The 25051-nt window shown below is 67.8% G+C and carries 26 protein-coding genes and 4 tRNA genes; 9 read left to right on the forward strand and 21 right to left on the reverse strand.

The features are described from left to right. Nucleotides 1-66 precede the first annotated feature (66 nt). The 4 genes from AB0H76_RS21200 to rplJ all read right to left on the reverse strand — a co-directional run bounded on the left by AB0H76_RS21200 (nt 67) and on the right by rplJ (nt 3219). Nucleotides 67-861 carry an ABC transporter permease gene (locus tag AB0H76_RS21200; RefSeq protein WP_357326571.1) on the reverse strand — a complete coding sequence of 265 codons (795 nt, stop codon included), beginning with the start codon at nt 859-861 and terminating at the stop codon, nt 67-69. 21 nt (nt 862-882) lie between these two features. Then, a complete protein-coding gene (locus AB0H76_RS21205; RefSeq protein ID WP_357326574.1) occupies nt 883-2034 on the reverse strand; it encodes an ABC transporter ATP-binding protein in 1152 nt (383 codons plus the stop codon). Between the two features lie 187 nt (nt 2035-2221). Beyond that, nucleotides 2222-2599: a 50S ribosomal protein L7/L12 gene (rplL, locus tag AB0H76_RS21210; protein WP_357326577.1), complete on the reverse strand. Its 378-nt coding sequence runs from the start codon at nt 2597-2599 to the stop codon at nt 2222-2224. A gap of 65 nt (nt 2600-2664) precedes the next feature. Further along, the gene (gene rplJ, locus AB0H76_RS21215) at nt 2665-3219 is read right to left on the reverse strand and encodes a 50S ribosomal protein L10 (protein WP_357326580.1); all 555 of its coding nucleotides are present in this window, start codon (nt 3217-3219) and stop codon (nt 2665-2667) included. Between the two features lie 419 nt (nt 3220-3638). Between rplJ and AB0H76_RS21220 the strand changes: the two genes are divergently transcribed. Next, on the forward strand, nt 3639-5255 hold the full coding sequence (locus AB0H76_RS21220; protein WP_357326583.1) for an MFS transporter: 1617 nt from the start codon (nt 3639-3641) through the stop codon (nt 5253-5255). Nucleotides 5256-5282: 27 nt separating this feature from the next. Here AB0H76_RS21220 and AB0H76_RS21225 read toward each other — a convergent pair whose 3' ends face one another. The 11 genes from AB0H76_RS21225 to AB0H76_RS21275 all read right to left on the reverse strand — a co-directional run bounded on the left by AB0H76_RS21225 (nt 5283) and on the right by AB0H76_RS21275 (nt 10873). Further along, nucleotides 5283-5822 (reverse strand): NADPH-dependent FMN reductase, encoded by a 540-nt coding sequence (locus AB0H76_RS21225; RefSeq protein ID WP_357326586.1) that lies wholly within the window; start codon nt 5820-5822, stop codon nt 5283-5285. Between the two features lie 97 nt (nt 5823-5919). Beyond that, nucleotides 5920-6636 (reverse strand): 50S ribosomal protein L1, encoded by a 717-nt coding sequence (rplA, locus tag AB0H76_RS21230; RefSeq protein ID WP_357326589.1) that lies wholly within the window; start codon nt 6634-6636, stop codon nt 5920-5922. A gap of 84 nt (nt 6637-6720) precedes the next feature. Then, the gene (gene rplK, locus AB0H76_RS21235) at nt 6721-7155 is read right to left on the reverse strand and encodes a 50S ribosomal protein L11 (protein WP_357326592.1); all 435 of its coding nucleotides are present in this window, start codon (nt 7153-7155) and stop codon (nt 6721-6723) included. 187 nt (nt 7156-7342) lie between these two features. Then, entirely contained in the window at nt 7343-8116 is a 774-nt protein-coding gene (nusG, locus tag AB0H76_RS21240; protein ID WP_357326596.1) for a transcription termination/antitermination protein NusG, read from the reverse strand. Nucleotides 8117-8222: 106 nt separating this feature from the next. Further along, nucleotides 8223-8603 carry a preprotein translocase subunit SecE gene (gene secE / locus AB0H76_RS21245; RefSeq protein ID WP_357326598.1) on the reverse strand — a complete coding sequence of 127 codons (381 nt, stop codon included), beginning with the start codon at nt 8601-8603 and terminating at the stop codon, nt 8223-8225. Between the two features lie 31 nt (nt 8604-8634). Beyond that, a tRNA-Trp gene (locus tag AB0H76_RS21250) sits at nt 8635-8707 on the reverse strand. 171 nt (nt 8708-8878) lie between these two features. Continuing rightward, nucleotides 8879-9949: a fused (3R)-hydroxyacyl-ACP dehydratase subunits HadA/HadB gene (locus AB0H76_RS21255; RefSeq protein WP_357326601.1), complete on the reverse strand. Its 1071-nt coding sequence runs from the start codon at nt 9947-9949 to the stop codon at nt 8879-8881. A 183-nt stretch (nt 9950-10132) separates the two neighbouring features. Then, nucleotides 10133-10303, reverse strand: coding sequence for a 50S ribosomal protein L33 (gene rpmG / locus AB0H76_RS21260; protein ID WP_194816085.1), 171 nt, complete (start codon nt 10301-10303; stop codon nt 10133-10135). Between the two features lie 40 nt (nt 10304-10343). Next, nucleotides 10344-10419 (reverse strand) — tRNA-Met (locus AB0H76_RS21265). Nucleotides 10420-10509: 90 nt separating this feature from the next. Then, nucleotides 10510-10582: transfer RNA gene (locus tag AB0H76_RS21270), tRNA-Thr, on the reverse strand. A gap of 208 nt (nt 10583-10790) precedes the next feature. Beyond that, nucleotides 10791-10873 (reverse strand) — tRNA-Tyr (locus AB0H76_RS21275). Nucleotides 10874-11073: 200 nt separating this feature from the next. On the opposite strand from AB0H76_RS21275, the gene AB0H76_RS21280 reads away from it, so the two are divergent. Next, the gene (locus tag AB0H76_RS21280) at nt 11074-11565 is read left to right on the forward strand and encodes a YajQ family cyclic di-GMP-binding protein (RefSeq protein WP_357326604.1); all 492 of its coding nucleotides are present in this window, start codon (nt 11074-11076) and stop codon (nt 11563-11565) included. 29 nt (nt 11566-11594) lie between these two features. On the opposite strand, the gene htpX is transcribed toward AB0H76_RS21280, so the two are convergent. Together htpX and AB0H76_RS21290 are read right to left on the reverse strand one after the other, a co-directional pair. Then, nucleotides 11595-12476 (reverse strand): zinc metalloprotease HtpX, encoded by an 882-nt coding sequence (gene htpX, locus AB0H76_RS21285; RefSeq protein WP_357326607.1) that lies wholly within the window; start codon nt 12474-12476, stop codon nt 11595-11597. Between the two features lie 77 nt (nt 12477-12553). Further along, nucleotides 12554-13576: a polyprenyl synthetase family protein gene (locus tag AB0H76_RS21290; RefSeq protein WP_357326610.1), complete on the reverse strand. Its 1023-nt coding sequence runs from the start codon at nt 13574-13576 to the stop codon at nt 12554-12556. A gap of 203 nt (nt 13577-13779) precedes the next feature. Between AB0H76_RS21290 and AB0H76_RS21295 the strand changes: the two genes are divergently transcribed. From AB0H76_RS21295 to AB0H76_RS21305, 3 genes are read left to right on the forward strand one after another with little or no spacing between them, the layout of a single operon-like run. Then, nucleotides 13780-15039 carry a geranylgeranyl reductase family protein gene (locus AB0H76_RS21295; RefSeq protein WP_357326613.1) on the forward strand — a complete coding sequence of 420 codons (1260 nt, stop codon included), beginning with the start codon at nt 13780-13782 and terminating at the stop codon, nt 15037-15039. After that, on the forward strand, nt 15039-15458 hold the full coding sequence (locus tag AB0H76_RS21300) for an AraC family transcriptional regulator (RefSeq protein WP_357326616.1): 420 nt from the start codon (nt 15039-15041) through the stop codon (nt 15456-15458). The genes AB0H76_RS21295 and AB0H76_RS21300 overlap by 1 nt, the downstream gene beginning before the upstream one ends. Before the next feature lie 52 nt (nt 15459-15510). Next, on the forward strand, nt 15511-15969 hold the full coding sequence (locus tag AB0H76_RS21305) for a VOC family protein (protein ID WP_357326619.1): 459 nt from the start codon (nt 15511-15513) through the stop codon (nt 15967-15969). A 69-nt stretch (nt 15970-16038) separates the two neighbouring features. On the opposite strand, the gene AB0H76_RS21310 is transcribed toward AB0H76_RS21305, so the two are convergent. Continuing rightward, nucleotides 16039-16545, reverse strand: coding sequence for a DUF2505 domain-containing protein (locus AB0H76_RS21310; RefSeq protein ID WP_357326622.1), 507 nt, complete (start codon nt 16543-16545; stop codon nt 16039-16041). 39 nt (nt 16546-16584) lie between these two features. On the opposite strand from AB0H76_RS21310, the gene AB0H76_RS21315 reads away from it, so the two are divergent. Beyond that, nucleotides 16585-17052 (forward strand): DUF3592 domain-containing protein, encoded by a 468-nt coding sequence (locus tag AB0H76_RS21315; protein ID WP_357326624.1) that lies wholly within the window; start codon nt 16585-16587, stop codon nt 17050-17052. Here the strand turns inward: AB0H76_RS21315 and AB0H76_RS21320 are convergent. Continuing rightward, nucleotides 17030-17395 (reverse strand): cupin domain-containing protein, encoded by a 366-nt coding sequence (locus tag AB0H76_RS21320; protein ID WP_357326626.1) that lies wholly within the window; start codon nt 17393-17395, stop codon nt 17030-17032. The two genes, AB0H76_RS21315 and AB0H76_RS21320, sit on opposite strands and share 23 nt — an antisense overlap. Before the next feature lie 57 nt (nt 17396-17452). On the opposite strand from AB0H76_RS21320, the gene AB0H76_RS21325 reads away from it, so the two are divergent. Together AB0H76_RS21325 and AB0H76_RS21330 are read left to right on the forward strand one after the other, a co-directional pair. Then, nucleotides 17453-17920, forward strand: a complete 468-nt coding sequence (locus AB0H76_RS21325; protein WP_357326629.1) for a MarR family winged helix-turn-helix transcriptional regulator — start codon at nt 17453-17455, stop codon at nt 17918-17920. Between the two features lie 56 nt (nt 17921-17976). Continuing rightward, entirely contained in the window at nt 17977-19119 is a 1143-nt protein-coding gene (locus tag AB0H76_RS21330; protein WP_357326632.1) for a glycosyltransferase family 1 protein, read from the forward strand. Nucleotides 19120-19135: 16 nt separating this feature from the next. On the opposite strand, the gene AB0H76_RS21335 is transcribed toward AB0H76_RS21330, so the two are convergent. Next, complete coding sequence (locus tag AB0H76_RS21335; protein ID WP_357326635.1) at nt 19136-19759, reverse strand: TetR/AcrR family transcriptional regulator C-terminal ligand-binding domain-containing protein; 624 nt, start codon at nt 19757-19759, stop codon at nt 19136-19138. 83 nt (nt 19760-19842) lie between these two features. Here AB0H76_RS21335 and AB0H76_RS21340 point away from each other — a divergent pair, with 83 nt between their 5' ends. After that, nucleotides 19843-20877 carry an aldo/keto reductase gene (locus AB0H76_RS21340; RefSeq protein ID WP_357326638.1) on the forward strand — a complete coding sequence of 345 codons (1035 nt, stop codon included), beginning with the start codon at nt 19843-19845 and terminating at the stop codon, nt 20875-20877. Between the two features lie 5 nt (nt 20878-20882). Here AB0H76_RS21340 and AB0H76_RS21345 read toward each other — a convergent pair whose 3' ends face one another. Next, nucleotides 20883-25028 (reverse strand): bifunctional nitrate reductase/sulfite reductase flavoprotein subunit alpha, encoded by a 4146-nt coding sequence (locus tag AB0H76_RS21345; RefSeq protein ID WP_357326641.1) that lies wholly within the window; start codon nt 25026-25028, stop codon nt 20883-20885. Between the last annotated feature and the right edge of the window lie 23 nt (nt 25029-25051).

A 25051-nucleotide genomic window follows, 5' to 3' on the forward strand; every position in this document is an offset into this window, starting at 1 on the left:
GGCCGCGCGCTCGGCCAGGCGGAGCGACTTCGCCACCACCGGAGCTCGGTACTGGGTCGCCATGGCTCAGGCGCCCTTTGCCGGGACAACCTGCAGATAGACCAGCGTCAGCACCAGATTCACGAAGAACAGCACCAGGAAGGTGATCACCACGGACTGGTTCACCGCCTCGCCGACGCCCTTCGGCCCCCCGGCGGGATGTAAGCCCTTGTACGCGGCGATGACTCCGGCCAGCAGCCCGAAGATCAGCGCTTTGAGCTCGCCGATCCACAGGTCCGGCAGCTGTGCCAGCGCCGAGAACGAGGCGAGATAGGCGCCCGGCGTGCCGCCCTGCAGCAGCACGTTGAAGAAGTACCCACCGGCGATGCCGACCACCGACACCAAGCCGTTGAGCAGCAGCGCCACCAGCATCATGCCCAGCACCCGCGGGACGACCAGGCGATGGATCGGATCGACGCCGAGCACCTCCAGCGCGTCGATCTCCTCGCGGATGGTGCGCGACCCGAGATCGGCAGCCACCGCCGACCCCGCCGCGCCCGCGATGATCAGCGCGGTCACCACCGGCGCGGCCTGCTGCACGGTGGCGAGCACGCTGGTGGCGCCCGTGAAGGACTCGGCGCCAAGCTGTTTGACCAGCGAACCGGTCTGCAACGAGACGACGGCGCCGAACGGGATCGCCACCAGGGCGCTGGGCAGGATCGAGACGCTGGCGATGAACCAGGACTGCTCGATGAACTCCCGCCACTGGAACGGCGGCTTGAACGTCTTGCGCGCCACGTCCGCGAGCAGCGCAAAGATGTTGCCCGCCTGGCCGAATGCGGACTCGATCGGAGTCCGGAAACGCACCAGGGTGGGGTTCACCCGGCGAATGCTACCTGCTGGTTACCCTTTAGTTGTGTTGTGGCGCACGGTCGTGTCGTAACCGCCACCCAATTCCGGTGCGCCGCCGTCGTAGTTCGGTCCGGCCTGCGTGTAGGCGGGAAGCACCTGCGTGTCGTCGTTCTCGTCGAGCGACTCGCGGATCGCGTCCTGGGCCGCGCGGGGCAGCGTGTGCATGATCTCGCGGACCCGAGCCTTACGGCGAGCAACCGCCTGGCGAACCGGCATGCCGGGCTGCGCCTTCATCTGCGGGATGATGCCCTCGACCTCTTCGGCGCCGCCGTGGTGGTGACCGGCGTCGACCATGGCCTGCTCGCGGGCCATCTGGGCCTCGTCCTTTTCCTCGGACATGCCGATGGGCCCGATCATGCGGCCGTTGAGGAACTGCTTGACCACGGGCTCGTCGGAGGTGAGCAGCACCTCGCGCGGGCCGAACATGACCAGCTGGCGACGGAACAGCATGCCGATGTTGTCGGGCACGGTACGGGCCAGGTTGATGTTGTGCGTCACGATCAGGATCGTGGCGTCGATCTGGGCGTTGATGTCGATCAGCAGCTGCGACAGGTACGAGGTACGCACCGGGTCCAGACCGGAGTCGGGCTCGTCGACGAGGATGATCTGCGGGTCCAGCACCAGGGCGCGGGCCAGGCCGGCGCGCTTGCGCATACCACCGGAGATCTCGCCGGGCAGCTTGCCCTCGGCGCCGAGCAGACCGGTGAGCTCCAGCTTCTCCATGACGACGTTGCGGATCTCGGACTCGGTCTTCTTCGTGTGCTCACGCAGCGGGAAGGCCACGTTGTCGAAGAGATTCATCGAGCCGAACAGCGCGCCGTCCTGGAACAGCACGCCGAAGAGCTTGCGGATCTCGTAGAGCTCCTTGTTGGAGCAGGTGGTGATGTCGGTGCCATCGATGAAGATGGAGCCGCGCTCGGGGCGCAGCAGGCCGATCAGCGACTTCAGGAAGACGGACTTACCGGTACCGGAGGGGCCGAGCAGCGCGCTGACCTCACCGGAGGGCAGCGTAATGCTCACGTCCTGCCAAATACGCTGTGAACCAAAGGACTTGGTTACACTTTCGGTCCTGACTTCGACGCCCACGCCAACCTCCACGAATTCTTCAGCAAGCCCCCGTTGTGCCGAACCGCACGCGGTCATCGCGGTGTGTCACGTCACAGTGGGTCCGGTCACTGTATCTCACGGCTGAGATGCGGCGCACCCCAACCTGACCGAAGAGTAACCCAGACACTCTCACCAGGTAAGGACCCCGCGCGAGCGAGTCCGGAAATGCAAAACGGGCGGCCTCCCGAGGGAGGCCGCCCGCTTCGAGCGCAATGCGGTCGAATTACTTGACCGAGACCTTGGCGCCGGCCTCTTCGAGCTTCGCCTTGGCGGCCTCGGCGGCATCCTTGGCAACCTTCTCCAGGATCGCCTTCGGGGCGCCCTCGACGAGGTCCTTGGCTTCCTTCAGGCCCAGGCCGGAGACGATCTCACGCACGACCTTGATGACCTGGATCTTCTTGTCGCCGGCACCCTCGAGGATGACGTCGAACTCGTCCTGCTCTTCGGCAGCCTCGACCACGGCGGCCGGGCCGGCCGGGCCGGCGGCGACCGGAGCGGCAGCCTTGACGTCGAACTTGTCCTCGAACGCCTTAACGAACTCGGACAGCTCCAGCAGGGTCATTCCGCCGATGGTCTCGAGCAGCTCGTCAACGTTAGCCATTGATATTTCCTTTCGATGGGGTCATCTCCGCGCGAGCGGCGATGAAAGTTTGTGTGGTGGGTGACTTATTCGGCGTCGGCGGCCGGAGCATCGGCAACGGCGCCACCGGCGCGCTGCTTCTCCTCGAGGGCCACGAGCAGGCGAGCCATCTTCGTCGCCGGAGCGGCGAACGTGGCGGCAGCCTTCGACAGGTTGGCCTTCATCGCGCCGGCCAGCTTGGCCAGCAGGACCTCGCGGGACTCGAGGTCGGCGATCCGCTCAACTTCGGACACGGACAGCGCGACGCCGTCCATGTATCCGCCCTTGATGATCAGCGCCTTGTTGTCCTTGGCGAAAGCCTTGAGCGCCTTCGCGGCGTCGACCGGCTCACCCTGGATGAAGGTGATAGCGGTCGGACCGACGAACAAGTCATCCAGGCCTTCGACGCCAGCCTCTGCGGCAGCGCGCTTGACCAGGGTGTTCTTGGCGACGGAGTAAGTGGCGCCGGTGCCGAGGGCACGACGCAGTTCGGTGATCTTGCCGACGGACAGGCCACGGTATTCCGTGACAACTGTGGCCGTCGAGCTCTTGAACTGCTCCGTGATCTCCGCGACCGCGGTGACCTTCTCGGGGTTTGCCATACTTCGCCTCCTCTCTGGATGGTCGGTTCGTTATTCTCGAACTTCCGAATTCCAGGGGCCGGCGAAAAAGCAAGCGCCCCGAACGCAGAGCGTTCCGGGGCGCACAAGAAACTGATCAGTTTCCCGAACCTCGGCTCTCCCTGCGTGGGCCGCCGGCAATATCGCCGGACCTTCGACCGCACCCTCACGGGCACAGCGACCAACGGTCTTCGGTAGAACGGATTGGGTAGTTATCGAACTGGTCGATTACTTGCTCCTACGGTACAGGTACCTGCCGCCATCTGCCAAAACGGGGTCGAACGGGCGCTACTGCGCGATCGCATAGTTGTGAGACAGCCCACATTCGAGTGCCTAATGTGGCCGAAGTCGCGGCATACAGGTGTTACTTCCGGTGACAGATACTGCTTAGCTGCAGAACTATGGCAACCTCCATAGTCGATCCACCACCGCTGCTGGACCGGCCGATTCAGCGCTTCACCGCCCTGGCCGTCATCTGCCTGGCCGAACTGCTGGTCGTCCTCGACAACACCATCGTCAACGTGGCCCTGCCCTCCATCGGCGTCGAACTGCGCACCGGCGTCAGCGGCCTGCAATGGGTCGTCGACGCGTTCACCCTGACCTTCGCCGGCCTGCTGCTGGCCTTCGGCAACCTCGGCGACCGCTACGGCCGCAAACGGATGATGATGCTCGGGCTGATCGGCGTCGCCGCCATGTCCGTCGCGGGCGCGCTGTCCACCTCGATGGGCGCGGTCATCGCCTCGCGCGCCGCCATGGGCATCTTCGCCGCCGCCGTCTTCCCCGCCACCCTGGCCCTGATCATCAATATCTTCACCGACCGCCGCGAGCGCGCCCTGGCCATCGCCGCCTGGACCGCGATGGCCGGCTTCGCCATCGCCATCGGCCCGATCTCCGGCGGCTGGCTGCTCGAGCACTTCTCCTGGCACTCGGTGTTCTGGATCAATGTGCCGGTGGCGCTGATCGCCGTGGCCGCCACCTGGTTGTGGGTGCCGGAATCGCGCTCGGCGCACGTCGGCAAGCTCGACCTGCCGGGCATCGCGCTGTCCATCGCGGGCATCACGCTGGTGGTCTGGGCGATCATCGAGGCGCCGCACAACGGCTGGCTCTCGCTCACCACGCTGGGCACCGCCGCCCTCGGCGCCGCGCTCTCGGCCGCCTTCATCGCCTGGGAATTGCGCACCGCCGCACCGATTCTCGACATGCGACTGTTCCGCAATCGCCGTTTCTCGATGCCCGCGCTGGCCATCGCGGTCGGCTACTTCTCGATGTTCGGGTTCCTGTTCCTCATTACCCAGTACTTCCAGGGCGTCCGGGAATACACCCCGCTCGAATTCGGCATCGCCTCACTGCCGTTCGCGTTCTCGGTGGCCATCGGCGCACCGGTCGCCACCCTGCTCGCACAGCGGCTCGGCACCACCCCGGTCATCGTCTTCGGTCTGCTGCTCACCGGGTTGGGCCTCTACCTCGGCGGCCAGGTCACCGTGGACAGCGCCTACCTCACCGACGTCCTGCCCTCGATGGTCTCGATGGCCCTAGGCCTGGCCATCGTCCAGGGACCAGCTACCGAATCCATCATGGGCGCACTGCCTTTGAACGAGGCGGGCGCGGGCTCCGCGGTCAACGACACCACCCGCGAGATCGGCGGCACCCTGGGTGTCGCGGTCCTCGGCTCGATTGTGGCCTCCTACTACACGACCCGGGTCGAACCGCTGGTCGCGAAGGTGCCGAGCACGCTGATGACCGAGGACCAGAAGAGCCTGGTCCAGGCCAGCCCGCTCAGCGTGCTGGAGATCCGCAAGCAGCAACTCCCGTCCTTCCTGGAGGGACAACGCGAAAACCTCATCACCGCAATGAAATCCGCGGCGCTGGAGGGCTCACACGCCGCCTCGCTGGTCGCCGCCGCCGCGGTGGTCGGCTGCGCGGTGATCGTCGCGATCTTCCTGCCGTGGGGCGTGCAGGAGGGCGAATCGGTCCTGCTCGGCTGGCGGAAATCCGCGGACGCCGAGTCCGGCGACTGACGGCTTCGCTCGAACCCCGGCCGCAGTTCAGGCCGGGGTCTTCGCCGCCTGCGCGGCCAGACCACGCAGCACGCGCACGACACCGGCACGGAATTCCGGGCCGGCGACCAGCCCGTCGGGACCCACATCCTCGCGCAGCACCGGCAATCGCGGACAGTTCCCCGGGTCGACCTCGGCGCCGACATAACCGAGGACGGTGCTCAGGGTGGCCACCGCGCCGTCACCGCGCCCCGGGACCGCGACAGTGATCCACGCCGTGGGCTTCTCGTGCAGATCGGCGTTCCCGACGGTCCAGTCCAGCAGGTTCTTGAAGCTGCCCGGCAGCGTCCCCGCGTATTCGGGGGTGCACAGCAGCACCGCGTCGGCCCGCGAAAGCTGTTCTCGCAGCGCCAGGACCGCGGGGTGGCCGGTGCCGTCGTCGTCCGGGCTGAACGCGGGCAGCTCGGCCAGGCCGTCGTACCAGGTGGTTTCGATGCCCGCCGGGGCCAGCGCCTGCGCGGTGCGCAGCGCGGCGGAGTTGGTCGAGGCAGCACGGGTGCTTCCGGAGATCAGCAGAACGACCGTCACCTCAGGACCAACTCCTGGTGGCCGCCGATTAGTCCCGGAACGGCGAAGGGCGGGAACGCGATTCGCGTTCCCGCCCTTCAGGCGTCAATGCCGGGTGCTACTGCGCATCCTCTTCGAGGAGGTTGCGGGTGCGGTTCGGGTCCACCGGGATGCCCGGTCCGGTGTTCGTCGAAACCGTGATCTTCTTGACGTAGCGACCCTTGGCGGTCGACGGCTTCACACGCAGGATCTCCTCCAGCGCGGCGCCGTAGTTCTCCACCAGCTTGGCGTCGTCGAAGGACGCCTTGCCGATGACGAAGTGCAGGTTGGCCTGCTTGTCGACGCGGAAGTTGATCTTGCCGCCCTTGATGTCGTTGACGGCCTTGGTCACATCGGGGGTGACCGTGCCCGTCTTCGGGTTCGGCATCAGGCCGCGCGGGCCCAGGACACGCGCGATGCGGCCGACCTTGGCCATCTGATCCGGGGTGGCGATCGCGGCGTCGAAGTCCAGCCAGCCGCCCTGGATCCGCTCGATCAGGTCCTCGGCGCCGACGGCGTCCGCACCGGCGGCCTCGGCCTCGGCGGCCTTGTCGCCCACCGCGAACACGATGACGCGAGCGGTCTTACCGGTGCCGTGCGGCAGGTTGACGGTGCCGCGGACCATCTGGTCGGCCTTGCGGGGATCGACACCGAGACGCACGGCGACCTCGACGGTCGCGTCGGTCTTGGTGGTGGCGGTCTCCTTGGCCAGCCGCGTGGCGGCCAGCGGGGAGTACAGCTTGTCGCGATCGACCTTCTCGGCCGCGGCGAGATACGCCTTGCTTCGTTTTGCCATGATTTTCTGTCCTTGTTTCTAGTTCAGATGTGGTTTCCGGGCCTGGCCGGCCCTCCCACACGGGAAGCGAGTTCGCTGCGGAACTCAGCCTTCGATCGTGATGCCCATCGACCGCGCGGTGCCGGCGATGATCTTCGCGGCCTGGTCGATGTCGTTGGCGTTCAGATCTTCCTGCTTGGTCTTGGCGATCTCACGGACCTGGTCCATGGTGATCTTCGCGACCTTGGTCTTGTGCGGCTCGGCCGAACCCTTCTGCACACCGGCGGCCTTGAGCAGCAGCCGGGCGGCGGGCGGGGTCTTCAGCTTGAAGTCGAACGAGCGATCTTCGTACACCGAGATCTCGACCGGGATGACGTTGCCGAGCTGGGCCTGCGTGGCGGCGTTGTACGCCTTGCAGAACTCCATGATGTTGACGCCGTGCTGACCGAGCGCGGGGCCGACCGGCGGAGCCGGATTCGCCTTACCGGCCTCGATCTGCAGCTTGATGAGCCCGGCGAGCTTCTTCTTCTTGGGGGGCATCTTTCTTCCTTGGTTTTTTCGGTTCCTTACGGTTGCCGTAAGCCTTTGGCGGGCGCGGCCGAATCCCGGATGACACTCCTCGGGGATCCACGCACGAACCCATATACCTTACCGGGACCGGCACCTCGACAACCGGGCGGCCCCGTCAAACACCAAAGGCCCGGCTCGCGCCGGGCCGATGGAAGCTCTAGATCTTGGCGACCTGGGTGAACGCCAGCTCGACCGGGGTTTCGCGGCCGAAGATCGAGACCAGCACCTTGAGTTTCTGCTGCTCGGCGTTGACCTCGGAGATGCTGGCGGGCAGCGTGGCGAACGGGCCGTCCATGACGGTGACCGACTCGCCGACCTCGAAGTCGACCTCGATGGTCGGCTTGGGGGCCACGCCGGTGGCGTCCGAAGCGCCGCCGCCTTCGGAGGCGGTGGGCTTCTTCTGCTGCTGTGCGGCCGGAACCAGGAACTTCACCACATCGGCGATGGTCAGCGGCGACGGGCGCGAGGTGGCGCCGACGAAACCGGTGACACCCGGGGTGTTGCGGACCGCGCCCCAGGATTCGTCGTTGAGTTCCATCCGGACCAGGATGTAGCCGGGCAGCACCTTGCGGTTGACGTGCTTGCGCTGGCCGTTCTTGATCTCGGTGACCTCTTCGGTCGGCACCTCGACCTGGAAGATGTACTCCTCGAGGTCCAGGTTCTGCACGCGGGTCTCGAGGTTGGCCTTCACCTTGTTCTCGTAACCGGCGTAGGAGTGGATGACGTACCAGTCACCCGGAGCGCGGCGCAGCGCGGCCGTCATCTCGGCGACCGGATCGGCCGGCTCGGCATCGATCGGGGTCTCGTCGATGGGCTCGGCCGGAGCAGCCTCGGCTTCGTCGACAGCAGCGGATTCCCCGGCGGTCTCGGCGGCTTCCACCGCGTCGTCGACCGGGAACTCGTCGTTTGTGTCGTTCTCCGGGGTGCTCACTGGGCACTCACTTCCTGTGTCGTCACGTACATCGTCTGCCTACCGGAAATCCGGCCCGACCCTTACGGGTGACCTGGCCTCGTGGCGCCGGCACCGGAGTCTCAGGCTAGCCGAACAGCCAGTTGACACCCTTGATGAACGCCACGTCCAACCCACTGATGAACGCCACCATGAAGATCACGAACACCAGCACAACGGTGGTGTAGGTGACCATCTGCTTCCGGTTGGGCCAGATCACCTTGCGCAGTTCCGCGATAACCTCGCGCAGGAACTTGCTCAGGCGCTTGAACGGATTGCCCCGTCCTTCGCTCTTGGTCTTGTCTGCCTTCTTCTGCGACGGACGATCGATCGTGGCGACCGACCCGGTATCCGCCGGAGCGGAACCGCGAGTCCGGCGCGCGGACCGCTTACCGCTCGGACGTGCCACCGCGGCGGTGTCATCGCCATCGTCGGCCGCGCCGTGGCGAGTATCCCGCTCGTCGACCACGTCGATCCTCTCTCGTCGCTGGCATTCAGGGCAGGGGCGACAGGACTTGAACCTGCAACCTGCGGTTTTGGAGACCGCTGCTCTGCCAGTTGAGCTACGCCCCTTTGGTCGGACCGTGGTGAAGCATCCAACCGCTTTCTTGTATTCAGTTATATCTTCTGCGGCGTCACATGACACACGCGCTGCTCGAGAGCAGCGCGCAGCGGCTGATGACCCCGGAGCACGAGTCTACGTTACCGCCCGCGCCAATTACCAATCCGGGGTCATCGGCCGACTCAGGCCAGTTGCACCGTGGCCGTGGCGCGGCCGAAGATCTTGCGCCCGGCCGACTTCGCGACCATCGCGATCACCGCGGTGCGGGTCTCCGGATCGACCGACTTCACCTTGCCGGTGTATTCGATCGCGGCCGCGTCCTCGGTGCCGACGTAGACGGGGCTGGTGAAGCGCACGTTGTATTCCTTGACCGCGCCCGGGTCGCCGAGCCAGGAGGTGACGAAACCGCCGCCGAGGCCCATGGTGAGCATGCCGTGCGCAACCACGTTCTCCAGGCCGACGAGCTTGACGACCTCGTCGCTCCAGTGGATCGGGTTCGCGTCGCCGGAGACGCCGGCGTAGTTGACCAGGTCGCCGCGGGTGAGCCGGACGACGCGGGCGGGCAGCTCGTCGCCGGCCGCGATGTCCTCGAAGCGCAGCGCGTGCTTGCTGGGCTCGATCCGGGGCGCCCGGGCCGGGGCGACGGACCCGTCGACGGCCAGCGAGCGCGGGCGATGGTCGGGCATCTCGCCGTCGCCGACACCGTGCATCAGCACGCCACGCACGGCGCCCTGCAGATTCGGGTCGATGTCGCCACCGCTGCGGCCGATCAGCGTGGTGTAGGTGGTCAGCACCAGCTCGTCGTGCTGGTCCGTGACGACGTTCTTGGTGACGATGATGTCGCCGCCGAAGGCCTGCCGGAACGAGTGCAGGTAGACATCGCAGGTCAGCTGGTCGCCCACCTTGATGGGGCGGTGGAATTCCAGGATCTGATCGGTCTGCATGATCTGGCTCAGGTCGTAGCCGGTGACAATCTGCTCGAACAGCTTGCGCTGGGCCAGAATGCCGACCAGGGAGATGAACGTGAGCGGCGCGACCAGGCCCTCGTAACCGAATTCGTGCGCGGTGTCCTCTTCCCAGTGCACCGGGTGGTAGTCCTGCACGGCGCGGGCGTATTCGCGGACCTTCTCGCGGCCGACCTCGTAGTAGTCGTCGACGCGGTAGTGGTGACCGACCATGGCCGCCGCGTGCGCGGCGGCGTCGAACTCAACGCTGGCCTGGACTTCTTCTGTACCGGTGGTGTTGATTGTCACGGGAGGACTGTACCTATCTGACCCCGCAGCCCGGAGTCGGCGGAGCAATCACGCCGACTTACAAGGGATCCCGGCGTGACCGCGAAATGGCGGCTGTGTCCGTATATCGTTCTTGCCCTGGATAGCGCTAAGGCCGGACTCTCGTCCGGCCTCGAGCAGCTCTAGCGGTATGTCATCCCGGAACTAGCGGGATTCCTTGTGGGCCCGGTGAACGTTGCAGTTCGGGCAGTACTTCTTGATCTCCAAGCGATCCGGGTCGTTGCGCCGGTTCTTCTTGGTGATGTAGTTGCGATGCTTGCACTCTTCGCAGGCCAAGGTGATCTTCGGCCGGACATCGGTGGACTTCGCGGCCACGACTTTCCTTCTTTCGCTTCAACCTAGCGGTCTGGTTTATTGGTAGCGATGGCCGGACTTGAACCGGCGACACAACGATTATGAGTCGTTTGCTCTACCAGCTGAGCTACACCGCCACGGTGCGCATTGCCATTTGGTGTTCGCACCCGGCCCCACGCTGTGGGGCACGTAGCGATGCCGAGTCGGTCACCACCGGCAATCCGGCGAGCCCCCTAACGGAATCGAACCGTTGACCTTTTCCTTACCATGGAAACGCTCTACCGACTGAGCTAAGGGGGCATGACTACTTTCGCTCCGGGTCGTACTGACTGACTCGGCGCGGCGAAGTCTTGAACGAGATTACACACTCCCCGGTCGCACCTCCAAATCGTGAGGTCAGGGCTGTTTTCCGAGGCGTGTTGCCGACGCCGGACGAGACCCGCGGGCGGCACCGGCCCCGGGAACCAAGAAACCCCCGCCGATCATCAAGATCGACGGGGGTTTTCGGTGGCAGATGTAGGATTCGAACCTACGTAGGCTTTCACCGACAGATTTACAGTCTGCTCCCATTGGCCGCTCGGGCAATCTGCCATCACGCTAGGCGCGGTGGAAAGAATACATCGAACCTGCACCCACAATGCAAACCGGCTGCACAACGCAGGTTTAGCGAGGCTCTGGCGTGCTATCTCCCCCGCACCCATCCGCTCTCGCCGCGCCGCGGCGGGACTACCGTCGTGCTTCCGGGTAGAACTAAGCATGTCCGGAAGTACCGTCAGGAACAGGAGCGCAGTGTGGCCGATTCGTCTTTCGATGTCGTCAGCAAGGTCGACCGGCAGGAGGTCGACAACGCCCTGCATCAGGCGGAGAAGGAGCTGAACACCCGCTACGACTTCCGTGGCACCGGCGCCACCATCGAGTGGTCCGGCGAGGACAACATCGTGCTGACCGCCGAGGCGGAAGAGCGCGTGCAGGCCGCCCTGGACGTCTTCAAGGAGAAGCTGATCCGCCGCGACATCTCGCTCAAGGCGTTCGACGCCGGCGAACCGCAGGCCTCCGGCAAGACCTACAAGATCACCGGCACGCTCGTGCAGGGCATCGATACCGAGCACGCCAAGAAAATCTCCAAGAAGATCCGCGACGAGGGCCCCAAGGGCGTCAAGGCGCAGATCCAGGGCGAGGAACTACGAGTCAGCAGCAAGAAGCGCGACGATCTGCAGGCGATCATCGCGTTGCTCAAGGGCGAGGATTTCGGGATCGCACTGCAGTTCGTCAACTATCGATAGCGCCGAAAACGGTTGGGCGGCCCGCGATCTCAGTGATCTCGCGGGCCGCCCGCCAACTCTTCGAGGCGGGCGATGCGCTCGGCCATCGGCGGATGCGTGGAGAACCAGCGCGCGGCCCGCTCACCGGCGCGGAACGGGTTGGCGATCATCAGGTGCGACTGGCTGGTCAGCTGCGGTTCCGGCGGCAGCGGCGCGGCCTGGACCCCGCGCTCCAGCTTGCGCAGCGCGGCCGCCAGCGCCAGCGGATCGCCGGTCAATTCGGCGCCGGACTGATCGGCCTGGAACTCCCGGGACCGCGAGACGGCCAGCCGCACCAGCGTCGCCGCGATCGGCCCGAGAAGTGAGACCAAAAGCACACCGAGGATGTTGGGGCCGCCGTTGTCGCGGTTCCCGCCGAACATCGACGCGAAGAAGGCCAGGTTCGCCAGACCGGAGATGACCGCGGCCAGCGCGCCCGCGATCGAGGAGATCAGGATGTCGCGGTTGTAGACGTGGGACAGCTCGTGCCCGAGCACCGCCCGCAACTCGCGCTCGTCCAGGATCTGCAGGATGCCGCTGGTGCAGCAGACCGCGGCGTGGCGTGGACTGCGCCCCGTGGCGAAGGCGTTGGGCGCGTTCGTCGGGGAGATGTAGAGCCGCGGCATCGGCTGGCGCGCGGCCGTCGCGAGCTCGCGCACGATGCCGTACATCACCGGCGCTTCCAGCTCGCTCACCGGCTGGGCGTGCATCGCCTTCAGCGCCAGTTTGTCGCTGTTGAAGTAGGCGTAGCCGTTCATGCCGACGGCCAGGACGATCGACAGGATCAAGATCGTCGGACTGCGGAACATGGCCCCGGCGAACACGATCAGCGCCGACAGACCCACCATGAGCCCGAAGGTCTTCAAACCGTTCGCATACCCACGCCCGTGCATAGAGCTCCCTCGCAACTCCCCCGGTCCGTTTGCTGCCTTACGCAGTTCAAACGCGGGAGCCGCCGAGCAAGTTCCGGCTAGCCGACCCGCTCGATGGTGTAGCGGACCAGATGCTCGAGCGCGTCGTTGGCGGGGCCGGCGGGCAGCGCGGACAATTCCGCGTACGCGATGTCGGCATAGCCCTGCAGCTTCTCCTTGGCCAGGGCCATGCCGCGGGAACGCCCGAGCAGTTCCAGGGCCTCGTCGACCTCGGCGTCGGTCTCCAGGGGGCGGGCCAGTAGCGCCCGCAGGCGGTCGCCGTCGGCGCCCTCCTCGCGCAGCGCGTACAGCACCGGCAGGGTGTGCACACCCTCGCGCAGATCGGTGCCCGGCGTCTTGCCGGACTGCTCGGCCGCCGAGGAGATGTCGATGATGTCGTCGGAGATCTGGAAGGCGGTGCCGACCGCGTCACCGAGCCGGGCCAGGCGTTCGACGTGATCGGTGTCGGCGCCGGAGAAGGTGCCGCCGAAGCGGCCCGACGCGGCGATCAGCGAGCCCGTCTTCTCCCAGACCACGCGCAGGTAGTGCTCGATCGGATCCTGGGATTCCCGGGCGCCCATGGTTTCCCGCATCTGGCCGGTGACCAGTTCGGCGAAGGTCTCGGCGATGATGCGCACCGCGTCCGGGCCCAGGGTGGAGGTCAGGCGGGAAGCGTGCGCGAACAGGTAGTCGCCGGCCAGGATCGCGATGCTGTTGCCCCAGCGCGAATTAACGCTCGCGGCGCCGCGGCGCATCGGGGCCTCGTCCATCACGTCGTCGTGGTACAGGGTGGCCAGGTGCACGAGCTCGACGACGGTGCCCGCGGTGATCAGGGCGGGATCGGCCGGGTTCGGGCCCAGCTGGCCGGTGAGGATGGTGAACAGCGGGCGGAAGCGCTTGCCGCCGGCCTTGGCCAGGTGCAGCGCGGCTTCCTGCAGGAAGTCCTCGCCGTCGGACAGCTCGTCGATGAGGAGTTTCTCGACCTGCTCCAGGCCGTTGCGCACAGTGCTCGCGAGCTCGCGGTCGCCCAGGTCGACCCCGGCCACCACCGTATTCTGCTCATCCACAGCCGATGTGCTCATTTCTTCTCCCAGCGATGCGTCCGACCCCACGTTACGAACCTAGCGTGTACCGATCACGCGGCCCATGAACACCGTCACTATGTGGTGCACGGATCAGCCTTCCATATCGCGAGCCCGGGACCCGGTTGGGCCGCGCCGGATCGCGGGTGTTCGCGGGCACACCGCGTCGACACGAACATCGGCGCCCTGCAAGTATTGAGCGCATGGGTTCACCGGATCTCAACCCCTCGGGCCAAGCGCCCGCCAGGACCGAAGTGCTGGTCGTCGGCGCGGGCCCGGCGGGTTCGGCCTCGGCCGCCTGGGCGGCGCGCGCCGGGCGCGATGTGCTGCTCCTCGATTCCGCCGTGTTCCCCAGGGACAAGACCTGCGGCGACGGGCTGACCCCGCGCGCGACCAAGGAACTCGAGCACCTCGGGCTCGGCGACTGGCTGCGCGCGCACACCGTCAACCACGGCCTGCGGATGACCGGCTTCGGTCGCGAGGCGCTGCTGCCCTGGCCGTCCGGTTCCTTCCCGACCTACGGAAGTGCCGTTCCCCGAACCGAACTCGACGACAAGCTGCGCGAGACGGCGGTGAAGTCCGGCGCCGCGATGCTGGACGGCACCAAGGTGATCGATGTCACGAGGTCGGGCGAGCGGGTCACCGGTGTGACGGTGCAGACCGCCGCGGGCACCCGCTCGATCTCCTGCGACACGCTGGTCGTCGCCGACGGCGTGCGCTCCCCCATCGGCAAGAAACTCGGCCGCACCTGGCATCGGCAGTACGCCTACGGCACCGCGGCGCGGGCCTACATCAAGTCCGCGCGCAGTGACGACCAGTGGATCACTTCGCATCTGGAGCTGCGCGACGCCGAGAACAATCTGGTGCCCGGCTACGGCTGGGTGTTCCCGCTCGGCAACGGCGAGGTGAACATCGGCGTCGGTTCGCTGGCGACCGAGGCGCGGCCCTCCCACATCGCGCTCAAACCCCTGCTGCAGCACTACACCTCGCAGCGCTTCGAGGAGTGGGGATTCGAAGGCGAACTGCGCGCGGTGGCTTCGGCGCTGCTGCCGATGGGCGGCGCGGTCTCCCAGGTCGCCGGGCGCAACTGGGTGCTCATCGGCGACGCGGCGGGCTGTGTGAACCCGCTCAACGGCGAGGGCATCGACTACGGGCTCGAGGGCGGGCACATGCTCTCCGAACTGCTGGACGAGCCCGATTTCACTCGCGTCTGGCCCGAACTCCTGCGCGCCCGCTACGGCCGCACCTTCTCGGTGGCGCGGCGCATCGCCGGGCTGGCCACCCATCCGCGCATGGTGCCGCTGGGCGGACCGCCGGTGATGCGGTCGAAGTATTTGCAGCGCACCGCCGTCCGGGTGATGGGCAACCTGGTCACCGACGAGGACCTGGATATCACCGCCCGGGCCTGGCGGGCCGCCGGCCGGGCCTCCATGCGCTACGACGAGTTGCCACCCTTCGCCTGATGACCGGCCTGCCCGCGCTCTATCTGCTGCCGCACCTGCGGAAGGCGCGGGATCTCGCGGACCGGAATTACGCCGAGCCGTTGAATCTGGAGGAATTGGCCGCCGCCGCGGGCATTTCCAAATTCCATTTCCTGCGGGCGTTCGCCGCGGTGTACGGCAAGACCCCGGCGGTGTATCTGGCCGAGCGGCGGATCGAACGGGCGCAGGATCTGCTGCGCTCGACGAACCTGACCGTGACCGAGATCTGCATGCTGGTCGGCTACAGCAGCCTGGGGTCGTTCAGCGGCAAGTTCCGGCAATTGGTCGGGGTCAGCCCCTCGGCGTATCAGGCCCGATACGCCGCCCGCGGCGTCCCGCACATTCCGGGCTGCTACATCTTCATGCACGGTCTTTCCGATCGGAAGCCCGGCGAGCGGTAGCCGCGCAATTTCGGAGAAGCGGCGGGCGGGGACGCCGCCATAGCCTGGTCGCATGACAACGATTACGAACGTTTCGCTGGTCACGGTATATGTGAACGATCAGACCGAGGCCAAGCGGTGGTACGTGGACAAGCTGGGTTTCGTCGAGACCAGCGACGTCACCATGGGCGAGAACGGGTTTCGCTGGGTGACGGTGGCGCAGCCGGATCATCTCGAACTCCAGGTCACCCTGATGGTGCCGGGCCCGCCGCTGGACGACCATCTGGCCGAGGCGATCCGGCGGGCGCTGGCCAACGGCACCCACGGCGCGCTCGGGCTGCAGACCGCGGATTGTCAGAAGACCTTCGAGGAACTGACCGCCAAGGGCGTGGAATTCGTGCAGCCGCCGGCCGAGCGGCCCTACGGCACCGAGGCCGTCATCCGGGACAATTCCGGGAACTGGCTGGTGCTGGTGGAGCCGAAGGAATTCGACCCGAATTCGCTGACCGACTTCGAGGCCTGCCCGGAGTAGGCGCGCACGGAAGGCGCCGGGGCTCGTCGTTGAGCACCCGGCGCGTCAATTGTTTGGAGCGGTAAGCGATTACGTGGTGGCCTGACTGGCCACCCAGCCCTGGATGAACTCGCGCTCGCTGTTGAGCACCCGGTGCAGCAGCTGCTCGGCCAGCGGCTCGATGGCGCCGCCGACCAGCGCGACCTTCACATCGACGGTGCCGACGACCTCGATCTCCGAACCCTCGGCGGTCGGGCGCAATTCGTAGACGCCGGTCAGCGCGCTGGTGATGCCGACGGTCTCGACCGCCAGTGTGCCGCGGGCGATCTCGCCGTCGAGGCTGCCCCAGTTGTCGGTGCGGGTGAAGCTGAGTTCGCTCTTCAGCACCTTGGTCACGAGGCTGGGAATCTTGTCCTCGCGGGCCTTTTCGGTCATCTGGATGCGGATGGTGCCCGGGCCGTCGGGATGGGCGAGCTCGATGGTCGCGGTCGTGGCTTCGGCGAACCTGGCGTGCCAGGTGTCATCGGTGGTGAGTGCCCGGTGAAGATCTTCTACCGGGATGCTGTAGGGCACGGTGAAGCTGAATTTTCGGGACATGTGTCACACGGTAATCCAGGGTCTCAGTAGGCTTGATTGGTGTCGGAAACCAATCAGTCTGATCGGTCTGTTGAGCAGGTAGTGCGCCTGCGGCGGACGCGTACCGCCGTGCTCGCCACGGCGACGGTGATCAGTGTGCTGATGGTCCTATTGGTGCTCGCCGCCTGGCGCGACGACTATCTGATCAGCTCCGACAAGGGCACCACCACCGCCGAGGTGCTCTCGGCGGGCCGGTTGCGATCCGCGGTCAGTTACGTGACGCCGGACGGCAAGAACCACAACCCCAAGGTCGGCGTGCTGTACCCGACCAACCTCACCGCGGGCGAGCGGATCAAGGTCGAATACAGCCGCAAGGATCCCGATCTGGTCCGGGTCGCGGGGCGGGACGCGCGGGTCGCGCTGCTGCCCGCGGCCTCGGTGATCGTGGTGACCTGGGGCGTGGCGCTGCCCGCCCTGTGGGTGATCCGGCGGATGCGACGCCCGGCTACCGCGCCCACGGCGGTGTGAACGAACTGCCGTCGGGCATGGTGGCCGCGAAACCCGCGGCGATCGCGATGTGCGCGACGGCCGGTTCGTCGCCCGGATTGCCGACCGCGATCGGGCTGCCCGCGGGCACGACCAGCGCGTCGCCCGCGCCGAGCAGTTGACCGCTGATCTCGAGCCGGCCCGAGAGCACCATGAAGACCTCGTCGCGGTCCAGGACGTGCGCGGCGCCGACCTCCAGGTTCGGCGGCACGGTGAGCCGCCAGGTGCAGATCTGCGAGGAACCGCGGCTCGGCGCGGCCATGCCGCTGAACTGGGCGTGCGGTAGCTCGAACTGCGGGGCGTCGGCGGCTTTGATGACGTGCATGCGTCTCCTCAAATAGACAAGTCAACTTGAACAAGTTGACTTGTCTATCATGGCGGCATGACTCGTTCCGCGCAAGACCTGGATTTGGGAATTCTGCTGGGCCTGGGCTACCAGCAGTTCGTGCACGAGATGCGCGAATCGCTGGCCGCACAGGGCTTCGGCGACGCCGGGCCCGCCTACGGCTACGTCTTCCGCAATCTCGACCGGGCCGCCATGAACATCAGTGAACTGGCCGATCGGCTCACGATCACCAAGCAGGGCGCGGCGCAACTGGTCGACGAGATGGAGAAGCGCGGGTACGTGCAGCGCCGCCCCGACCCGAGCGACGGCCGCGCCAAGCTGCTCTACCTGAGCGACAAGGGCAACCGCGCGCTCGCCGCGGCGCGGCGGTTCCATCGCGACACCGAGCGCGAACTCGTGAAAACGCAGGGGGCCGAGGCGGTGCGCACGCTGCGCGCACTGCTGGAAACCATCGCCACCCCGGCGAACCTGGCCGACCCCCGGTGGCGCGCACCGCATGTTTAGCAGCGCGTTCGCCGGGACTTTCCGTACGTGTCACGTCGGCGGGCCACGCTGAGCGAGTGCGAGTTGCGATCGTCGCGGAGTCGTTCCTGCCGAGCATGAACGGCGTCGTGAACTCAGTCCTGCGCGTGCTGGACCATCTGGACCAGCACGGCCACGACGCGCTGATCATCGCGCCCGACACCCTGCGCGGGGCGGCGCCCGCCCCGCGCGCGCACGGCCGGTTCCCGGTGCACCGGGTGCCCGCGATGATGGTCCCGAAGATCAGCTCGCTGCCGGTGGGCCTGCCCCAGCCCGGAATCACCGCCGCCATCCGCGCCTTCGATGCCGACGTGGTGCACCTGGCCTCGCCGTTCCTGCTCGGCGCGGGCGGCCTCGGCGCGGCGGTGCGGCTGGACCTGCCGACGATCGCGGTCTACCAGACCGATGTCGCCGGGTTCGCCAAGAGCTACGGGCTCGGACTGGCCAGCCGCGCGGCCTGGGCCTGGACCCGCCGCCTGCACGAAAGCGCCACCCGCACTTTGGCGCCCTCCACGGCCGCCGCGGAAGACCTTGCCCAGCACGGCATCCCCCGCGTCCACCGCTGGGGCCGCGGCGTCGACATCGCCCGCTTCAACCCGAACGCCCAGCGCCCCGGCCTGCGCGCCCGATGGCTGGGCGGCGCCGAGAAGTTACTCGTCGGCTTCGTCGGCCGGCTGGCTCCCGAGAAGCACGTCGAACGGCTGGCCGTGCTCGCGGCCGACCCCACCCTCCAGCTGGTGATCGTCGGCGACGGCCCGGAACGAGCCCGGCTCGCGGCGCTGATGCCGACCGCGATCTTCACCGGTGAACTCGGCGGCACCGAACTCGCCGAGGCCTACGCCACGCTGGACATCATGATCCACGCGGGTGAACACGAAACCTTCTGCCAGGGCGTCCAGGAGGCACTCTCGTCCGGCACTCCGGTCATCGGTCCCGACGCGGGTGGCCCGCGCGACCTGATCTCGCACTGTCGCAACGGCTATCTGCTCCCCGTCGACCGCTTCACCGAGCTCCTGCCGAGTGCCGTCGGCGCACTGCGCGACTCCGACATCCGCACCCGGTTCGCCAGGGCCGCCCGGAAATCGGTGCTGCATCGCACCTGGCCCGCGGTCTGCACCGAACTCATGGGCCACTACGCCGAGGTCACGGGAACCCGAATCCAGCTGCCGCACACCGCGTGAGGTCGAGCATCGGACGCTAGGGCGTCCGGCCTGCGACGAATATGCCTGCTGTGACGGCGTTTACAGCCGCTTGCGCGGACTGGTCGGCGGCGGCTTCGTCGATCGGGTCGCCGCTGGCGAGGAGGCGGTAGTAGAGCGGGGCGGAGACCGCGGACAGGACGGCGCGGGGGTCGGTGCCGGGCGGGGCCTCGCCGCGGGCGATCGCGGCTGCCACGCAGGGTGACCATTCGGTGAGGCGGACATCGTAGAAGCGACGCAGGGCGGCGTCGGCGGTCTCATCACAGGTGGCGGCGGCGATGACGGCGCGGAACAGGCGGCCCTGGCGAGGGTCGGTAAGGGTGGCGGCCACCAGGCGGGCATTGGCGGTCAGATCGCCGAGCAGGGTGCCGGTGTCGGCGCGGGCGACGGACTGCTCGGCCATGTCGTCGAGCAGGTCGGCGACCAGGCCGGGGACGCTGCCCCAGCGCCGGTAGACGGTGGTCTTGCCGACTTCGGCCCGCACGGCGACCTCGGTCAGGTCCAGGTGCGCGAAGCCGCGCTCGGCGAGCAGATCGCCGGCGGTGCGCAGGACGGCTTCGCGGACCCGGGCGGTGCGGCCACCTGGGCGAATCGAGCCCGGCGTGAGGTCCTCTGCAGGCATTAATGGGTCTCCAGTTCCATTTGTGGCGCGGAAGGTGTACGGTTCGAAGCGTTAACGGAACTATAGACCCCTTAGGAGTCATCATGGAGTACCGGCGGCTCGGCGCATCCGGTTTGGTCGTCCCGGCCTTGAGCTTCGGCGCGGGCACCTTCGGCGGACGCGGCGAATTGTTCAGCGCGTGGGGTGACACCGACGCGGCGCAGGCGCGGCGGCTGGTCGACATCAGCCTGGCGGCGGGTGTGACCATGTTCGACACCGCCGACGTCTACTCCGACGGCGCATCGGAGGAGGTGCTCGGCGCCGCGATCCAGGGGCGGCGCGATCAGCTGCTGCTCTCGACCAAGGCGAGCCTGCCGACGGGGCCCGGGCCCTACGACGCGGGATCGGGCCGGGCCCGGCTGATCGGCGCGGTCGAGGGATCGCTGCGCCGGCTCGGCGTCGACCACATCGACCTGTTCCAGCTGCACGCCTTCGACGCGCACACTCCGGTCGAGGAAACCCTCGCGGCGCTGCACACCCTGGTCGAGGCGGGCAAGATCCGCTACCTCGGCGCGTCCAACTTCGCGGGCTGGCAGCTGATGAAATCCCTTGCGGCGGCCGACCGCAACGGCCTGACCCGCTATGTCGCGCACCAGGTCTACTACTCGCTCGTCGGCCGCGACTACGAGTGGGAGCTGATGCCGCTCGCGCGGGATCAGGGTGTCGGCGCGGTCGTGTGGAGCCCGCTGGGCTGGGGCCGGCTCACCGGCAGAATCCGGCGCGGCCAACCGCTTCCGGCGGGCAGTCGCCTGCACCAGACCGCCGAGGCCGGACCGCCGGTCGACGACGCGGTGCTCTACGACGTGGTCGACGTCCTCGACGAGATCGCCGGCGAAACCGGGAAGACCGTCCCGCAGATCGCGCTGAACTGGCTGCTGCGCCGGCCCACGGTGTCCACCGTCATCGTCGGCGCGCGCAACGAGGAACAGCTGCGCCAGAACCTGGGCGCGGTCGGCTGGGAGCTGGACGCCGATCAGGTCGCCCGCCTGGACAAGGCGAGCGCGACCACGCCGCCGTATCCCTACTACCCGTACTACCGGCTGCCCGACTTCGCGCGGCTCAACCCGCCCGCCGTCTGAACCGCTCAGTACACGTCGCGGACGTAGCGCTTCTCGGCGATCAACTGCTTGCGGAAGGCGAGCGCGGCGTCCTCGTCGAGCTTGCCGTGGATACGGGCGATGGCGAGCAGGGTGTCGTCGACGTCCTTGGCCATGCGCGCGGCGTCGCCACAGACGTAGAAGTGGCCGCCGTCGCGCAGCCAGGACCAGAGCTCGGCGCCGTGCTCGATCATGCGGTGCTGCACATAGATCCGCTCCCGCTGGTCGCGGGAGAAGGCCAGGTCCAGGCGGGTGAGGAAGCCGGAGCGGAACATGTCCTCCAGTTCGGCCCGGTAGTAGAAGTTCTGGGCGGCGTGCTGTTCGCCGAAGAACAGCCAGTTGCGGCCGGTGGCGCCCAGCGCGCGGCGTTCGTGCAGGAAGCCGCGGAAGGGGGCGATACCGGTACCGGGGCCGACCATGATCATGGGCGCGGTGGGGTCCAGGGGCGGGCGGAAGTGCGGGGCCCGCTGCAAGAAGATCGGGACCTGGGCATCGGCGCAGTTGTCGGCCAGGAAGGTCGAGCAGACACCGCCGCGCCGGGCGGCGGACGCGGTGGCCGCCGGGTCGCCGTAGCGCACGACCCCGACGGTCAGCTGCACCTCGTCCGGGCTGACCAGCGGCGAGGACGAGATCGAATACTGGCGCGGCTGCAGCTTTTTCAGCGTGCCGAGCCACTCCACCAGATCGGCCCGCACCGGGAAGTCGCGCAGCACGTCGACGGCCTGGCGGTCCCACAGGTAGCTTTCCAGCTCGTTGCGGTTGTCGCGGCGCAGCAGTTTCGCCAGTCGCACACTGGCATTGCGCTCGGCGAGGAAGGTGAGCAGATCGTGGCTCACCTTGGTGATGTCGAAGCGGGTGCGCAGGGCCTCGGCCAGCGACAGTTCCCGGTCGTCGAGCTCGAGGACGCGACGGCCGTCCAAGCCGGTGGCGGTGAGCCATTCGGCCACCAGGGCGTCACCGTTGGACGGCCAGATGCCGAGCGAGTCGCCGACCTCGTAACCCGCTTCGACGCCGCGCAGATCGAAACCGAACTGGCGCACTTCTTTCGGGGAGCCGGGCCGGGACAGGACGTCGTTGCGGATCAGCGGCACCGCGAGCGGCGCGTTGCGCGTGAACAGTTCCGCACGGCGGACGCGGGCCGGCGCGTCCAGGGTCGCGCCGGATCGCGGTACCGCTCGGGTAGCCGAATGCGCGGCGACCAGCTCCGGCTCGGCCGGAACCCGCTGCGCCCCGGCGTTGTTCGGCCCTTCGTCCAGCGCGGTCAGCACCTCGACCAGCCACTGGGCGGCGGGTTCCTCGTAATCCGGCTCGCTGTCTACCCGCGCGAGCAATCGGGTCGCACCTCGGTCGGCGAGCTTCTGATCGAGTTTGCGGCCGTGCCCGCAGAAGTCGTCGTAGGAGGAGTCGCCGAGGGCGAACACCGCGTAGCGCAGGCCGGTGAACCGGGTCGCGCTGTCGTCCAGGCGTTCCCAGAAGTCCGAGCCGTTGTCCGGCGGGCCGCCGTCACCGAACGTGCTGCTGATGAACAGGACATCCCCGGTCAGCGCGCCCAGCTCGCAGGAGTCCATCTCGAGCAGCCGTGGTGCGAAACCGGATTCGGCGAGCTGCTCGGCGACATCGGCCGCGAACTCCTCGGCGTTCCCGGTCTGTGATGCCCACAGGACGGTGATCGCCTTGGCCGGGGTATCAGCGGCGGAACCCGCGCCGCGCGAGTACATCCCGGCGAGCAGCCCGTCGATCCACAACCGGCTGCGCGCGGACAGCGGTGCCGACTCGGGCAGCACCGGCTGCCCCGTCACCGGAAGCGAGTGCAGCGCGGCCAGATACCCGCTCAGATAGATCTGCTCGACATCGCTCAGCGTCGGCGCGACACCCGTGTCCAGGCCCAGCATCACCGCCAGCGGATGCGCGCCCGCGGCGTCCGGAATCGCCGGAGCGGCCGGGGTTTCCGCGGCGGGCACCACCGCCACCCGGCGCAGCGACACCGCGCACGCCTTGAATTCCGGCTGCAACGAGGCCGCGTCCACCGCGTCGTTGGTGACGGCGTTGATGGTCAGGTACTCCCCCTGCTCGTCGTTCCAGTGGAAGGGCGCGAAGCAGTCGCCCGGCCGGACCCGGTCGCTGATCCGCACCGGCAGCACGGCTCGCCCACGGCGCGAGGCGATCTCGAGCTGATCGCCGGCGACCACACCCAGCTCGTCCGCGTCGTCGGGATGCACCTCCACGAACGGCCGGCCGGTCAGCTTGGTGAGCTTGTCGATCCGGCCGGTCTTGGTCATGGTGTGCCACTGATGTTGCAGGCGGCCGGTATTGAGCACGAACGGGTAGTCGTCGTCGGGCATCTCGGCGGGCGACATATGCGGGCGCGGCCAGAACACCGCCCGGCGGCTGGGCGTGGCGAACGCGAGCCGCGGCCGGTGCCCGTCCGGGGCAACGAAGACATCCTGGCCGACACCGTCGTTGCGGTAGCGGATCGGATTGCGGCGGCGCTCCGGATCCGGGCACGGCCACTGCATCGGGCCCGCGCGCAGCGCCTCGTAGCTCATGCCGCGCAGGTCGTACCCGGTGGCCGGGTTGGCGAACTGGATGATCTCGGCGAAAACCTCGGCGCTGGAGGCGTAGTCGAAGCCGGGGAAACCCATGGCGGTGGCGATCTGCGCGATCAGCAGCCAATCCGGGCGCGCCTGGCCGATCGGATCGACGCTGCGCTGCAGCAGGGTGACGGTGCGCTCCGAATTCACCATCGTCGCCTCGGCTTCGGCCCACAGCGTGGCCGGCAGCAGGAGATCGGCGTAAGCGTTGGTGGCCGTGTCGACGTAGGTGTCCTGCACGACGACCAGTTCGGCCGCCTCCAGCCCGGCGATGGCCGTCTTCCGATTCGCCATGGAGGCCACCGGATTGGTGCAGATAATCCAGGCGGCCTTGATCGCGCCGTCGGCCATGTTCCGGAACATCTCGACGGTGCCCGGCCCGGCCTCGGTCCGGATCGTCCCCGGCGCCACACCCCACGCGGTCTCCACGAACGCCCGGTCGGCGGCCGCGAGCAGGCTGCGCTGGCCGGGCAGGCCCGGCCCCATGTACCCCATTTCGCGTCCGCCCATGGCGTTCGGCTGACCGGTGAGCGAGAACGGCCCGCTGCCGGGCCGGCAGATCGCGCCGGTGGCCAGGTGCAGGTTGCACAAGGCGTTGGTATTCCAGGTGCCGTGCGTGGACTGGTTCAGGCCCATCGTCCACAGCGACATCCACTCGTCCGCCGCGCCGATCCACTGTGCGGCCGTGCGGATGTCGGCCTCGGCCAGACCGGTGATCTCCGCGACGTGGGCCGGGGTGTACTCGGCGAGGAACTCGGGCATCGCGGCCCAGCCCTCGGTGTGCTCGGCGATGAATTCCGCGTCGATGTCGTCGTTTTCGACGAGCAGGTGCAAAAGACCGTTCAGCAGCGCCAGATCGGTGCCCGGCCGCAACTGGAGGAACAGGTCGGCCCGAGCGGCGGTATCGGTGCGGCGCGGATCGGCGACGATCAGTTTCGCGCCCGCCTTGAGCCGATCGGCCATGCGCAGGAACAGGATCGGATGGCAGTCGGCCAGGTTGGCGCCGATGGCGAAGAACAGGTCGGCGTGCTCGAAGTCGTCGTAGGACCCGGGCGGGCCGTCCGCGCCCAGCGACTGCTTGTAGCCGGTGCCCGCGCTGGCCATGCAGAGCCGCGAATTGGCTTCCAGGTGCACGGTCCGCAGGTGGCCCTTGGCCAGTTTGGTGGCGAGGTACTGCGCCTCCAGCGACATCTGACCGGAGACATAGAGGGCGATGGCGTCGGGGCCGTGCTCGTCGAGAATGGCCCGCAGGCGTTCGGCGGCCTCGCGCACCGCCGCGTCGACGGAAACCGGGACCGGGGCCTGCCCGCGTTCGGGGCGGCGGTAGGCGGTGTCCATCCGGCCCGGGGCCCGCATCAGTTCGGCGTGGGTGGCGCCCTTGGTGCACAACCGGCCCGCGTTCGCCGGATGCAGCTTGTCCCCGGCGACCTTCGCGATCACCGGCGCACCGCCGGGACCGGCTTTCGTCTCGACGGTGATGCCGCAGCCGACGCCGCAGTACGAGCACGCCGTGCGGGCGGGAGTCGTCGCTGCCTCGGTCATGTCACCGATCATGTCGATCGGCC

The sequence above is a fragment of the Nocardia sp. NPDC050712 genome (genome assembly GCF_040654295.1).
Classification (GTDB): domain Bacteria; phylum Actinomycetota; class Actinomycetes; order Mycobacteriales; family Mycobacteriaceae; genus Nocardia.

Bases quoted from the DNA above. Each gene is read 5' to 3' on its own strand.
- AB0H76_RS21300 (WP_357326616.1), top strand. From the start codon at position 15,039: ATGACCGGCCTGCCCGCGCTCTATCTGCTGCCGCACCTGCGGAAGGCG.
- AB0H76_RS21295 (WP_357326613.1), top strand. From the start codon at position 13,780: ATGGGTTCACCGGATCTCAACCCCTCGGGCCAAGCGCCCGCCAGGACC.
- AB0H76_RS21205 (WP_357326574.1), bottom strand. From the start codon at position 2,034: ATGACCGCGTGCGGTTCGGCACAACGGGGGCTTGCTGAAGAATTCGTG.
- htpX (WP_357326607.1), bottom strand. From the start codon at position 12,476: ATGCACGGGCGTGGGTATGCGAACGGTTTGAAGACCTTCGGGCTCATG.
- AB0H76_RS21305 (WP_357326619.1), top strand. From the start codon at position 15,511: ATGACAACGATTACGAACGTTTCGCTGGTCACGGTATATGTGAACGAT.
- AB0H76_RS21335 (WP_357326635.1), bottom strand. From the start codon at position 19,759: ATGCCTGCAGAGGACCTCACGCCGGGCTCGATTCGCCCAGGTGGCCGC.
- rplJ (WP_357326580.1), bottom strand. From the start codon at position 3,219: ATGGCAAACCCCGAGAAGGTCACCGCGGTCGCGGAGATCACGGAGCAG.
- rplA (WP_357326589.1), bottom strand. From the start codon at position 6,636: ATGGCAAAACGAAGCAAGGCGTATCTCGCCGCGGCCGAGAAGGTCGAT.
- rplK (WP_357326592.1), bottom strand. From the start codon at position 7,155: ATGCCCCCCAAGAAGAAGAAGCTCGCCGGGCTCATCAAGCTGCAGATC.
- AB0H76_RS21345 (WP_357326641.1), bottom strand. From the start codon at position 25,028: ATGACCGAGGCAGCGACGACTCCCGCCCGCACGGCGTGCTCGTACTGC.
- AB0H76_RS21325 (WP_357326629.1), top strand. From the start codon at position 17,453: ATGACTCGTTCCGCGCAAGACCTGGATTTGGGAATTCTGCTGGGCCTG.
- AB0H76_RS21340 (WP_357326638.1), top strand. From the start codon at position 19,843: ATGGAGTACCGGCGGCTCGGCGCATCCGGTTTGGTCGTCCCGGCCTTG.
- rplL (WP_357326577.1), bottom strand. From the start codon at position 2,599: ATGGCTAACGTTGACGAGCTGCTCGAGACCATCGGCGGAATGACCCTG.
- AB0H76_RS21290 (WP_357326610.1), bottom strand. From the start codon at position 13,576: ATGAGCACATCGGCTGTGGATGAGCAGAATACGGTGGTGGCCGGGGTC.
- AB0H76_RS21220 (WP_357326583.1), top strand. From the start codon at position 3,639: ATGGCAACCTCCATAGTCGATCCACCACCGCTGCTGGACCGGCCGATT.
- AB0H76_RS21320 (WP_357326626.1), bottom strand. From the start codon at position 17,395: ATGCACGTCATCAAAGCCGCCGACGCCCCGCAGTTCGAGCTACCGCAC.
- AB0H76_RS21310 (WP_357326622.1), bottom strand. From the start codon at position 16,545: ATGTCCCGAAAATTCAGCTTCACCGTGCCCTACAGCATCCCGGTAGAA.